Annotated in this window: 12 protein-coding genes; 10 read left to right on the top strand and 2 right to left on the bottom strand. The window is 40.6% G+C overall.

Annotation, left to right across the window (positions count from 1 at the left end; all coding sequences use genetic code 11):
* Positions 1-6 precede the first annotated feature (6 nt).
* Positions 7-1557: a YcdB/YcdC domain-containing protein gene (locus tag AYJ08_RS14475; protein WP_064018316.1), complete on the bottom strand. Its 1551-nt coding sequence runs from the start codon at positions 1555-1557 to the stop codon at positions 7-9.
* 846 nt (positions 1558-2403) lie between these two features.
* Between AYJ08_RS14475 and qoxA the strand changes: the two genes are divergently transcribed.
* From qoxA to qoxD, 4 genes are read left to right on the top strand one after another with little or no spacing between them, the layout of a single operon-like run.
* On the top strand, positions 2404-3366 hold the full coding sequence (gene qoxA / locus AYJ08_RS14470) for a cytochrome aa3 quinol oxidase subunit II (protein ID WP_031412733.1): 963 nt from the start codon (positions 2404-2406) through the stop codon (positions 3364-3366).
* Positions 3367-3393: 27 nt separating this feature from the next.
* Entirely contained in the window at positions 3394-5337 is a 1944-nt protein-coding gene (gene qoxB, locus AYJ08_RS14465) for a cytochrome aa3 quinol oxidase subunit I (RefSeq protein ID WP_064018315.1), read from the top strand.
* Positions 5334-5930 (top strand): cytochrome aa3 quinol oxidase subunit III, encoded by a 597-nt coding sequence (qoxC, locus tag AYJ08_RS14460; protein WP_031412730.1) that lies wholly within the window; start codon positions 5334-5336, stop codon positions 5928-5930. The genes qoxB and qoxC overlap by 4 nt, the downstream gene beginning before the upstream one ends.
* Position 5931: 1 nt before the next feature.
* Positions 5932-6216, top strand: coding sequence for a cytochrome aa3 quinol oxidase subunit IV (qoxD, locus tag AYJ08_RS14455; protein WP_031412729.1), 285 nt, complete (start codon positions 5932-5934; stop codon positions 6214-6216).
* Between the two features lie 40 nt (positions 6217-6256).
* Here the strand turns inward: qoxD and AYJ08_RS23575 are convergent, their stop codons facing one another.
* Positions 6257-6400, bottom strand: a complete 144-nt coding sequence (locus tag AYJ08_RS23575) for a hypothetical protein (protein WP_157452870.1) — start codon at positions 6398-6400, stop codon at positions 6257-6259.
* Between the two features lie 62 nt (positions 6401-6462).
* Between AYJ08_RS23575 and AYJ08_RS24020 the strand changes: the two genes are divergently transcribed.
* From AYJ08_RS24020 to AYJ08_RS14430, 6 genes are all read left to right on the top strand, one after another.
* The gene (locus tag AYJ08_RS24020; RefSeq protein WP_197490681.1) at positions 6463-6639 is read left to right on the top strand and encodes a hypothetical protein; all 177 of its coding nucleotides are present in this window, start codon (positions 6463-6465) and stop codon (positions 6637-6639) included.
* Positions 6640-7090: 451 nt separating this feature from the next.
* Entirely contained in the window at positions 7091-8041 is a 951-nt protein-coding gene (gene manA / locus AYJ08_RS14450) for a mannose-6-phosphate isomerase, class I (RefSeq protein WP_064018314.1), read from the top strand.
* Between the two features lie 118 nt (positions 8042-8159).
* Complete coding sequence (locus AYJ08_RS14445) at positions 8160-8831, top strand: response regulator transcription factor (protein ID WP_064018313.1); 672 nt, start codon at positions 8160-8162, stop codon at positions 8829-8831.
* Positions 8832-8839: 8 nt separating this feature from the next.
* A complete protein-coding gene (locus AYJ08_RS14440) occupies positions 8840-10261 on the top strand; it encodes a sensor histidine kinase (protein ID WP_064018312.1) in 1422 nt (473 codons plus the stop codon).
* A gap of 84 nt (positions 10262-10345) precedes the next feature.
* On the top strand, positions 10346-11131 hold the full coding sequence (locus AYJ08_RS14435; RefSeq protein WP_064018311.1) for a DUF3919 family protein: 786 nt from the start codon (positions 10346-10348) through the stop codon (positions 11129-11131).
* A 22-nt stretch (positions 11132-11153) separates the two neighbouring features.
* Positions 11154-12203, top strand: a complete 1050-nt coding sequence (locus tag AYJ08_RS14430) for an ABC transporter substrate-binding protein (RefSeq protein WP_064018357.1) — start codon at positions 11154-11156, stop codon at positions 12201-12203.

The raw sequence follows: 12203 nt of genomic DNA, 5'->3' as shown, positions 1-12203 counted from the left end.
GAAAGGCTATTTATTTACTACTTCCCCAGTTATAGCATCGATAGTTCCCGTATTCTTGTTGCTTTGTGTATAAACCAATGATGGCTCCTTCACAACTTGATTATTGATTATCGGGAAGCCGTATTCTAGTTTTACTGGTTGTTTCTCTAGATACTTACGAGCAGCCTCTTCTACAGAGATGACTTGGCTGGCATCTGCGAGGGTTTCAGTCCCGTCCGTTACGCTTAAAAACATGCCCTGAATTGCTCCCGTCTCTGCGTTAACAGTGACGCTATAGGCTTGAGTGATACCAGGAATTCCTTGATACGAGCGATAAAAAACAACTGTTTCATTCGCATCAGTAAGATTAATGGTTTTATGCTTCTTATTCATGCGCAGTTCTGTCACGTCCTTATCTAAATACGGCTGTAAAAATTCTAATGCCTTCGCCTCAATCTCTTTATCCGAGAGCTTCTTCTCTTTCACCTTTTGTGTTCGATCCACCTTTTGAACGCTAAATTTAATTACTCGTCCTCCGTGTGTTTTTACTCCATAAAAGGTGCCATTTTGATTAGCAACATACTCTGCTTCACCTTGACCCTTCATAAAATCTGGAACCTTGCTTGATGTAAGTACCAGTCCCTTTGTATCTACTCCGAATGAAGCTAATGCCTCCGTCGCTTCTTGCGGAGTTTTGGCCATGATCTGTTTATTTCCCGGAGTAACAGTAATGGTCGGCGAAAGCTCTCCTTGATAGCTTGCAGCAAGCTGAACCTTTTCACCTGTCTGTGCATCTAAAACAGGGAACCAATCTTTATACTTTAACTCAAAGATTTTAGCATCGGCTCCCTCTCTACCCTTCGGCATATAGACTAATTCCAAATGCTTAGCAAATGCTTTTTCAATGTCCTGTCCCGTAAGCAGCGTGGTTGGCTTCTTAAATTTGGAAACATCCATGGAAAGTCCGGTAGATGCCTTTGCATTCGCATATCGAATCTCTCCTTTTTCTCCAACCCCTATTACATAACCATCTTCAGCCACTGGGATATCATTTACATAGCGCTGATAAAAAACGGTAGTAATCTTTTGCTCTTGATTAATTTCTACTTTCTCTAGACGATACTGTTGCTTCTGACTTCCTATCATGGCGGTTAGGAACTCTTCTGCCGCTTTCTTTGCTATTGCTTCTGCAGGGGCTTTGGTATCAGGTGCGGACGGATTTTCTTGGGAAAAGGACAGAAGTGTACCGTCTTTAGCATCAATCTGAGCATCGGCATACAACGTTGCCTTGTTATTGTCCTTTTTACGGAAAATAAGCTGGTACTGTTCACGGTATTGTCCATTGCTCACATTAATATGTTTCTGTGCTTCTTTAAAAACTGGAAATGTTTTATATAGCTTAGCCAGTGTCTGTTTAGCAGCATCGCTTACTTGTGTTTCAGAGATAGACTGATTAGCGGCTGCTGAAACACTCTTGGCTGATACCTGATCTTGCAACCAATATGGCGTTGTGGAAAGCATGCTCACAAGGCATAGCGTAGTAATCATTTTCTTCGACAGCTTTTTATGCTGGTTCATTATATTTTCCTCCCGTGATCATGTAATTTTGTTCATCATAGGGTTTAGTCGAAACCTATTAGCAAATGTTACAAAAATTTTTTCTATTTCATTTTTGACCGATTAATCACCAAAATTATTTCTTCCCTAAAAAAATCCAAAAACTTATTTGTACTTTTTTTCACTTATCAAAAATGCCAAAAATGACATCAAATTGATACAATTCGTGGCGAATTTGTGATTTTTTTAACATCCAATGTGTAATAGCCCCATCTCTACCACAATCAGGTGCTTGCCATTTAGGCAAGAAAGCATAAAATGAAGGTTGGGCAGTAAGCGCTTTTACTTTTTCGAGGTAGATGGGAACATATTAAAATTATTTTTTATATGCTCATAAGCAGATTGTCTAACATCTTGCCAAAATTGTTAGAGCTTCAAATGAGGTATTTTGCACAAAACCGTTTCCATAAAAAAACCGTATTGAATTAACTTAAAAATGATTCTATACTGTTATTTTTAACATTTGTGCATTATCCCAATATAGTTATTGCATGAGGCTTCTTGTTTTCAATCATCACCGATTTCACACCCTAGGAGGTCAACCATGATTCATTGCATACTGAACAACAAACCACAACCAATTCTACATGGCGTATGCCTCACCTGTAGTAATCCTTCCTTACGTTTAAGGCGTTCCATTTAACATTCCGTATAAATGAAGTCTATTCATATCGCTAGGAACCCTATTTTTTTATGTGGTTTCGTATTGAAAGTAATCTCATAGAACACTGGTAAACGACTTTCACCTAGGGCAGAAATCTCCCGTCTTCCTTCGACTAATACACATCTCAGAGAAAGGGGTCACTTATGAGACACAAAGGGTCGTTTCTTTTCATGTTTTTTTGTCTTGCTCTTTTATTATCCGGTTGTGAGCCATTAATGGTACTTGATCCAAAAGGACCTGTTGCCAAAATACAATCGGACACCATTATTTTTTCTATGTGGGTTATGGCTGGTGTATTATTTGTAGTTTATGTTTTGTTTGTTTACATGCTAGTGAAATATCGCGCTACCAAAGCGAACGAGGGCTATGTACCTCCTCACGAGGAAGGTAGTAAGCTATTAGAAATTACATGGACAGCCATTCCAATTGTCATTGTAGTAATTTTATCAGTTATTACTGTCAAAACACTGGATCAAGTTGAAAACAAGCCAGCCGGCTACGACGATCAGAAGCCAATGATCATTTATGCTTCGTCTTCTAACTGGAAATGGCATTTTAGTTATCCTGAGGAAAACATTGAGACGGTTAACTACCTGAATATCCCGACAAACCGTCCGATCGAATTCCGTCTGTATTCGTATGGACCAATTACGAGCTTCTGGATTCCACAGCTTGGTGGTCAAAAATATGCGATGTCCGACATGGTTACCAAATTGCATTTTGCCGCTGATCATCCGGGTTCGTTCATGGGTAAAAACTCTAACTTCTCCGGCAGAGGCTTTGCACAAATGGAATTTGAAGTTCTAGCAATGTCACCTGCTGATTATTCAAAATGGGTGGATGAAGTAAAGAAAACGGCTCCTAAATTGACAGAGCCTGAATTTGATAGCGTGCTTGACATGGAGCATGTAGGAAGAAAAACGTATTCTTCCACACACTTATCATTTAGACCAGCGCCTGAGGGTGCCCATGGTGGTCATAATCATGGAGGCGGAACAACAACTGAATCGGAGCCACACTCTTCTTCTGAGCACTCTGGGCATTCTGATTCTTCTTCCGAACACTCCGAGCATTCCGAAATGAATCACGACCAGCATAAGAAATAACTAGCTCAGAAAGGAGTCAAATCGGTTATGAAATGGGACGAATTTTTCGTTACAGGTGAACCGATGATCTATGGCGCTATGGCAAGTATTGTGCTTGCCACGATCGCTATCATTGGCGGTTTAACCTACTTTAAAAAATGGGGCTACTTGTGGAGAGAATGGCTCACTACAGTTGACCATAAAAAAATCGGTGTTATGTACATCATTGCCGCTCTGCTCATGCTATTCCGCGGTGGCGTAGATGCTGTAATGATGCGTATTCAGCTAGCTGTACCTGATAATACCTTCTTAAATTCGCAGCATTACAATGAGGTCTTTACAACACACGGTATTATCATGATCCTCTTTATGGCGATGCCGTTTATCATTGGACTCATGAACGTGGTTATTCCTCTTCAAATCGGTGCGAGAGACGTAGCATTCCCGCGTCTTAATGCCGTTAGCTTCTGGCTGTTTTTCGCAGGTGCGATGCTATTTAACATCTCCTTTGTTATTGGTGGATCGCCTGACGCAGGATGGACTGCTTACTTCCCGTTGGCAAGTAAAGAATTCAGTCCTACAGTAGGTAACAACTACTATTCCATTGCTTTACAAATTGCGGGTATTGGTACGCTGATGACCGGTGTCAACTTTACTGCAACCATTTTAAAAATGCGTGCTCCTGGTATGAAAATGATGGACATACCAATGTTTACATGGTCTGTTCTTATTACTTGCGTTATCATCATGTTTGCCTTCCCTGTATTAACAGTAGCGTTGGCACTAATGATGTTTGATCGTCTATTTGATAGTCAGTTCTTTACAATGGCTAACGGCGGTATGGATATGCTATGGGCCAACCTGTTCTGGATTTGGGGTCACCCTGAGGTATATATCGTTGTTCTGCCTGCGTTCGGTATCTATAGCGAAATCATCGCTACTTTCTCGAAAAAGAACCTCTATGGATATACTTCCATGGTTGTCAGTATGGTAGCTATTTCCTTGCTTTCTTTCGTAGTTTGGGCTCACCATTTCTATACAATGGGTCACGGCAGTGCGGTGAATGGATTCTTCTCAATCACCACAATGGCCATAGCAGTCCCGACAGGGGTAAAAATATTCAACTGGCTCTTCACACTGCGTAAGGGTCGGATTCAATTTACGACACCAATGCTTTATTCACTAGCCTTTATCCCGATCTTTACAATTGGTGGGGTAACAGGTGTTATGCTTGCGATGGCTAGTGCTGACTACCAATACCACAACACCATGTTCCTAGTAGCTCACTTCCACTATGTGTTGATTCCTGGTACGGTGTTTGCGGTTATTGCCGGTATGTACTACTGGTTCCCGAAAGTCTTTGGCTTTAAATTGAATGAACGTCTAGGTAAGATCAGCTTCTGGGTTATTGCTGTTTCCTTTAATGTGACATTCCTGCCTCTATTCTTCCTAGGATTGAATGGTATGACACGTCGTATGTACACATACTCTGCTGGAACCGGCTTTGGTCCGCTCAATCTGATTGCTACCATCGGGTCTATTGGTTTAACGCTTGGCTTTATCTTATTGGTTTACAACATCTATTGGAGCTGCCGTTACAGTCCGCGCGATGTAAACGGAGATCCATGGGGTGGACGTACGCTGGAATGGAGCACACACAGTCCTGTACCTGAGTACAACTTTGCAGTGATGCCTAATCACACTGGTCGTGACGCCTTCTGGTTTGCAAAACAAAAAAATCTACCGATGTTTACGGATAAAATCGAACCGATTCACATGCCAAATAACAGCGGCCAGCCGTTCATTCTTGGTATAATCTTCTTCTTCTTAGGATTCTTCCTAGTATTTAGCTGGTGGACTCCTGCGATTATCTCAGGAATTCTTGTAATCGTCATGCTAGCTGTTCGCTCGTTTGAACGAGATCATGGCAGACACATTCCCGTTAAGGAAATCATCGAGACTGAGGAAAGATTGCGGGGTGATCGTGTATGAAAATAGATAAATCCCTTCCGCTTGAATATCGTACGGAAGAGAATCAATTAAAGATTTTGGGATTCTGGTTATTCTTAGGTGCCGAGATCGTACTGTTCTCTACCCTATTTGCTGTATATTTTACTTTGTGGCAACGTACAGGTCACGGCCCTACAGCATCGCATCTTTTTGAGCTAAAAGGCGTTATGATTGAAACGATTCTCCTGTTAACCAGTAGTTTCGTTTGTGGACTAGCTATTCACAGCATGCGTCTTGGTTTTAAAAAGCCTACGTTAGTCTTTTTGATCATTACTCTTTTACTAGGATTAGGCTTCCTAGGTGTTGAGATTTTTGAGTTTATCACTTACGTTAATGAAGGTGCTACTCTGCAAACCAGTGCCTTTCTATCCAGCTTGTTTGTTCTTTTAGGCACACACGGAGCGCACGTTACCTTTGGTCTATTATGGGGAATTGGAATCATTATGCAGATGAAGCGTGAAGGCATTAATGAGATTACCGCAAACAAGACTTTCATCTTCTCCCTATACTGGCACTTCCTTGACGTTGTCTGGATCTTTATCTTCAGCTTTGTCTACTTGAAAGGATTGATGTAATATGAAACAGCTATTCCCGATTCGTCACGTCATGGGATATATCTTTTCCCTCATCCTTTCTCTGGTTGCCTTAGCCGTCGTCTTTTGGGACATGTCACCAGTAGTAGGAATGACCATCCTGTCGGTATGTGCTATTATTCAAGCGTCCTTGCAGTTGTTTGTCTTCATGCATATCAATGAAGAAAATTCAACAGCAAACTCGCTGTATATGAATGTTGGTTACGCCCTATTTGTAGGCTTAGTCACCATTTTCGGTACTTTATTCACAATGATTTGGGGATACTAATTTTTCCCTACGTAGTATAAATAGGTGCTAGCTTACCGGGTCAGCGTACAGAAATAACCAAATTCTGTACGCTGGCCTTTTTTGCGTAAAGAAACGCTAGAGGAACAGGCTGCTCCCATGAAAAGGGCTGTTGTTTCAATGGTTTTCCCTCAGTCTCTTTGTAACCTTTTTGAAACCTATTCATCTCACCCTCCCCCTATACTTATGGGTAGAGATACAAGAGATAATCAGGGGGACACAGCAATCATGAGAAAGCTTTTACTGGGTGCCATGGCACTTCTACTTGTCATACTAGCCTTGGGTTGCTCTCATCATGCATCTACTCCAGCCGGACACACTGCAAGAAAAGAAGAGCAAACAGCAAGTGCCACCCTATCAAAGGATGGCATTCATAAAAGTAAGGAAGGTACATTTTCCTTTTGAATTACCGCTAACTGGAGAGGAAACGATAAAGCTATCAAACTATCTGGTGAAAAAGCTCAGGAAATGGCACCAATGGCAAAACGCACTTCTTCATTCCTACTTTCTATAAACGAACCAGAAGCCTTACAATCAATCGCAGCATATCGCGATTTTTGAGCATGTACGTAGCTGTAGAATTTAGATATGGCTAAAGCAGCGTTACCTATTCCTACATAATCAAATATGGTTGAACATTTTTGACTTGTTTATCTATCAAAACAGCACCTAGCAGACGCTAAAGTCTACAGGGTGTTGTTTTTTCTTTTATTGATTTCCCCTACAGGATAGGATTACCTATGATAACTTACCTACATTTCCTTAAAATAAGGTTGTTCCTTTATATTTTTTTTGTATAATGAAGACTGTTATTTAGCTCAAGAAATACGATATGTTAGCGAAAAGGATGAACATAATGAATATACAGCCGCTATTTTTACAACCTGTTTTTCAAGAACGCATTTGGGGCGGAACCGCCTTACGTGATCGTTTTCCATACGATATTCCTTCTGATAAAACCGGTGAATGCTGGGCCATTTCTGCCCATCCAAACGGTATGTGTGTCGTGCTAAACGGTCCTCATCAGGGAAAAACGTTAGCAGACCTCTGGGAAAACAATAAAGAATTGTTTGGCCATCATCAAAGCGAAAAATTCCCACTGTTGACCAAAATTCTTGATGCCAATGATGATTTATCGGTCCAAGTACACCCTAATGATGAATACGCTCATGAGCACGAGAATGGGGAATACGGGAAGACAGAATGCTGGTACATCATTGATTGTGACGAGGATGCTGAGCTAGTATTTGGCCATAACGCAAAATCAAAGGCAGAAGTAGAAGAGATGATCATGGGCGGACAATGGTCTGATTTCTTGCGTAAAGTAAAAATCAAGCCGGGTGATTTCTTCTATGTCCCTAGTGGAACAATTCATGCCCTGTGCCAAGGAACACTGGTGCTAGAAACACAGCAAAGCTCTGACACTACTTATCGTGTATATGACTATGATCGTGTGGATGATCACGGAAAAAAACGCGATCTGCACCTAAAGAAAGCAATTGACGTAACAACTGCTCCACATGTCGATACAAACCCAACCATTACGGTTCAAAAAAACGGCGATGCTACCATCACGACATACGTAACGAATGAATTCTTCTCTGTATACAAATGGGAAATCAACGGCACGGCTACGTTTGAACAGGATCAGGCTTTCTTATTAGTAAGCGTGCTAGCGGGTACAGGAACCCTTGAAAAGGTTGGGCAATCCTTTGCATTAAAGAAAGGCGACCACTTCATCCTTCCAGCTAAATTTGGGACATATAAGCTGACTGGCTCCTTAGAAGTAATGGTTTCTCATCCATAAATAAAGAAATGCATGAAGCAAAAAGTAGCCTGTAGAATAACTAGGCTACTTTTTGGCTCTTATTGACACAATACTACTAGTGAATTCTTGCCTACCTTTCACTGGAGAGGAGATTGCTATGAAGGTATTAGTTGTTGACGATGAAAATAGTTTACAAAATCTAATACGCCTGACATTAGAAATAGAGGGCCATCAGGTGCTAGTGGCAGCTAATGGAGAAGAAGCTTTAGCTCAATGGGAGCAACGACCAGACATGATTATCTTAGATGTCATGCTCCCTGACATAGATGGCTATCAACTATTGCGGGAATTCCGTGAGAAGGATAGCGATATTCCCATCATTATGCTAACGGCTAAAGGGCAAATTAATGATAAATTATTAGGCTTGCAGCTTGGGGCTGATGATTATATCACCAAGCCCTTTCATAGTACGGAGCTTCTACTTCGGATTAAAATCATTGAACGACGTATGGAAAAAATGAAAGAGAAGCCGGACCCGGATAATCTGAAAATTGATCGCTTTCTCATCCATCCGAACGAGCGAAAAGTATTTCTTGACGGAAAAGAAATAACCCTAACGTACAGAGAATATGATTTGTTGTTTTTATTACTAAAAAATAGACAACGTGTATTTACCCGAGATGACCTTCTCATGAAGGTTTGGAAGTTCGAATATCCAGACAATACACGTGCCGTCGATATCATGATCCAACGCCTGCGCAAAAAACTAGGTTCATACGGAGATAAAATTAAAACCGTATATGGTGTAGGCTATAAAATTGATTGTTAGGTGAGGGTATGACACTTAAAAAAAACTTAAATGTAACGATCTTGGCTATTTTAATTCCTGTCATGCTCCTCTTGTACGTTGTCTTGATTGTTACGTTACAGAAAAATGTTTTTACAAATGCGGTAACCTCTTTTCAAAAGTTAAGCGTTGAGGCTCAAATCTATAGCATTAATTATGTTGAGCGGGAAAAATCGGAGGCCACTGTGACTTTGCAAAATGGTGCCCCTCTAATCGCTTCTTATTTGTCTAAACGCTTAGGTACTCGCACACAAATCATCGGTATTAATAGTGAGGTACTAGCTGATACAAAACGAACGGCTTTTCCCAATTTAAACCTCGATATCGTTCAAGCTTTAGATGGGAAAAAAGCATACATGATAGAAAAATCCACATCAGCACCCCTGTTGCTATTCTCTAGTCCGATTTACGTACACGGAAAAGTGATTGGTGTTGTTCGCTTTATTCATAAGCTTGAGCAAGAAGACTTATTAATTAGCAACTTCAATAAAACATTTATGATTTCTTGTATTCTCATGTTTGTTGCTGTAGCACTCTTTGCTCATAGATTTGCCATTTCTTTGAGCAGACCGATTGAGAAATTACGCGACATGGCCCAGCAATTAGCCAATGGAAAGTACCAATGCAAAATCGAGCTACAGGATTATGAAGAGATTAAGCAGCTTTCCCAATCGTTTAATGTGATGGCCCATGCCATTGAACTGCACATAACTCAGCTTCAAGAGGAAAAGGTAAAACAAAAGGATTTTTTAGATCGGGTCACCCATGAATTAAAAACGCCGCTGACTGCCATTATGGGGTACGCCAATTTAATTCCCCGATTAGAAAATAAACAAGACGTAAAGGATTGTCTAAGGCACATTTCTATCGAAAGCGAACGCCTGCTTGCATTGGTAGAAGAATTGCTGAAAACCTCTAAATATGGAAACAGTCAATTTAACGTCTCGCCTACGATATGTGATATTCAACCGATTTTAAAAGAAGCTGTTTTTAGTGTCCAACCAAGATTGAATAAATACAAGATCACGATTTACAATCATGTCGAATCTGCAAAAATAGTAGCTGATCAGGATAAAACGAAGCAGATTTTTTTAAACCTATTAGACAATGCGATTAAATATAGTGAGGCATCCTTCCTTGAGTTTCATGTGGAAATCGCTGAACATAGCTTAACCCTTGTTATACACGATGATGGCATTGGAATCAGTGAGGAAATGCTTGACCAATTTAAACACGCACCACCGAATGAAGCGCTTCAGTCTAGTTTCGGCAATGGCTTCGGGTTGTTATTATGCCGGGAGCTTATGAAAAAACAGGGTGGCAGCATGGATATTGCTTCTGACGAAATAACCGGTACAACCGTACGTTTACTTTTCCCTACCCCCGCCGGATTGGAACATATTGCTAAGTGAAACCGCTTAAATAATACATTTATGAAACAATTGAGATGTAATTCCGAAATAATCGTTGGTTATCTTATGAGGAGAGCAAGAAACATGAAAAAAATATTAGGACCAGCTTTGCTTTTCATCATCATGCTTATACTCTTATCTTCCCTTGGCTACTCCCTGCAAGAAAATCTCTATCGGAAAGTAGTCGTGATAGAAGATCAGAATGAAGTGTTGAAAAAAGTAAGCGATTCCTTGCCCGTGGAAGCGATTATACACCACGAAAAATGGGGAGTCGTAAACATTACTGATGAGGTTTTGCTATACTCAATCATTTCTTACATTGATCTTATTAAAAAAGAAAATGATCCGCTCGTTGTTTCAGGAGATAAGAGAGTGACCATGTTTTCCGGCAAGATCCGTTATCTTAATGGAGTTGAGCATAGATTTCAGTTAGAAAATGCTTTTACCTTCGATGAGCTAACGTATGGCCAGAAGTATGATACTCCCATTTTATCTGCTTTTCGGACACACCTGCTTCGCTTGTTTTATTCATCGAACCAGTTTGCTGAGTTTACCCAAAAGGCTAAGGACGTTTTTATCAAAAAAACGGTGGCCGATCCCGGCAAACGCATTCATGAAAAGGTTTTCTTGATTGAAAAACTAAAGCAATCGTACGAAATTAAGGATACATCCGAAATTCAGCAGCTCACCTTCCAGAAACAGCAGCCGCTCGGTATCATCACCGTCTATAAGAATGGCAAGCAGAAAAGTAATGACCGTAACGATATTCTTACTTTTATCGTTTATGAGAAATACTTTATTGTTCAGTATTTAGGCGATGATAATGGGAATTCCATCTATATGACTGGGCGTTTAGCAGAACTCTTATAAAGAAAGTAAAGGCTGATCTATGATGACGAAACGTTTATTCTTTTTCTTGCTGTTAAGTATTTGTTCCTTATTACTTGTTAGTTGTTCCAAAGAAGTGAATCCTATTACCTATGATAAACATGGGATTCCTCGTTTAAAAGGTCATCACCTTGTTGCCTATGTTGCTTCTCGTGAAGAAGTAGGAAATGCTTTGCTATCATCCTTTTGCCAAGAAACCGGCTGTACGTATGAATTCATGCGTTTATCCACAGAAGACATTCTGCGCCGGGTTGCACAGGAGAAAAATAACCCTCAAGCTGATTTAGTTATCGGCGGCACGGTCGACGCTCATATCACAATGAAAAATGAGAAGCTGTCAGAGCCCGTTATCAGCAAGAACGGCGCCCACATTCCCGTAGAAACAAAGGATGAGGATGGTTACTGGTACGGCTATGAGATCGAACAGTTATCTATCGCTATTAACGCAGACCGCTGGCACAAAGAGATTGAACCGTTAGGATTATCATTCCCAACAAAATGGGCCGATTTGCTGCATCCTGCATATAAGAACCAAATCGTGATGTCCAACCCTAATTTCTCCGGCACGGCCTACACGTTTATTTTATCCTTGTTTGAAACATTAGGTGAAAAGCAGGCAATCGACTATATTACACGTTTACATCCAAATATAGCTGCTCTAACTGTAAACGGCTACATGCCGGCACAGTTAGTAAGTTCTGGAGAGTATCTGATTGGAATTAACTTCCTCGGGGATCAGCGAAAGCTGCGCGAAGCCGGCTTCCCACTGATCAGCATTGTCCCTGAAGATACAGGATTAGCTGTCAATGCTCTCTCTAAGATTAAGCATGCACCAAACGGACTTGTTGCTGATTTATTTATTGATTATTCGTTGTCCAAACAAGCAGCAAAGGTATTAGAACGTGTATCATACGGGATTCCTACCGTACAACAAGAAAAGATGAATAGGTTGAATATGGATGTTATACAGATTCATGAGTCTATGAAATGGCATGATACCATCATCAAACTTTGGAACAAATTACGAGATACAAAACAACCTCAAGGAGAATGA

The sequence above is a fragment of the Brevibacillus sp. SKDU10 genome (assembly GCF_001645205.1).
Taxonomy (GTDB): domain Bacteria; phylum Bacillota; class Bacilli; order Brevibacillales; family Brevibacillaceae; genus Brevibacillus_B; species Brevibacillus_B halotolerans.
This window is presented reverse-complemented; position numbering and strand designations above follow the sequence as displayed.

Bases quoted from the DNA above. Each gene is read 5' to 3' on its own strand.
- AYJ08_RS14445 (WP_064018313.1), top strand. From the start codon at position 8,160: ATGAAGGTATTAGTTGTTGACGATGAAAATAGTTTACAAAATCTAATA.
- AYJ08_RS23575 (WP_157452870.1), bottom strand. From the start codon at position 6,400: ATGAATAGGTTTCAAAAAGGTTACAAAGAGACTGAGGGAAAACCATTG.
- qoxD (WP_031412729.1), top strand. From the start codon at position 5,932: ATGAAACAGCTATTCCCGATTCGTCACGTCATGGGATATATCTTTTCC.
- AYJ08_RS24020 (WP_197490681.1), top strand. From the start codon at position 6,463: ATGAGAAAGCTTTTACTGGGTGCCATGGCACTTCTACTTGTCATACTA.
- manA (WP_064018314.1), top strand. From the start codon at position 7,091: ATGAATATACAGCCGCTATTTTTACAACCTGTTTTTCAAGAACGCATT.
- AYJ08_RS14475 (WP_064018316.1), bottom strand. From the start codon at position 1,557: ATGAACCAGCATAAAAAGCTGTCGAAGAAAATGATTACTACGCTATGC.
- AYJ08_RS14435 (WP_064018311.1), top strand. From the start codon at position 10,346: ATGAAAAAAATATTAGGACCAGCTTTGCTTTTCATCATCATGCTTATA.
- qoxB (WP_064018315.1), top strand. From the start codon at position 3,394: ATGAAATGGGACGAATTTTTCGTTACAGGTGAACCGATGATCTATGGC.
- qoxC (WP_031412730.1), top strand. From the start codon at position 5,334: ATGAAAATAGATAAATCCCTTCCGCTTGAATATCGTACGGAAGAGAAT.
- qoxA (WP_031412733.1), top strand. From the start codon at position 2,404: ATGAGACACAAAGGGTCGTTTCTTTTCATGTTTTTTTGTCTTGCTCTT.
- AYJ08_RS14430 (WP_064018357.1), top strand. From the start codon at position 11,154: ATGACGAAACGTTTATTCTTTTTCTTGCTGTTAAGTATTTGTTCCTTA.
- AYJ08_RS14440 (WP_064018312.1), top strand. From the start codon at position 8,840: ATGACACTTAAAAAAAACTTAAATGTAACGATCTTGGCTATTTTAATT.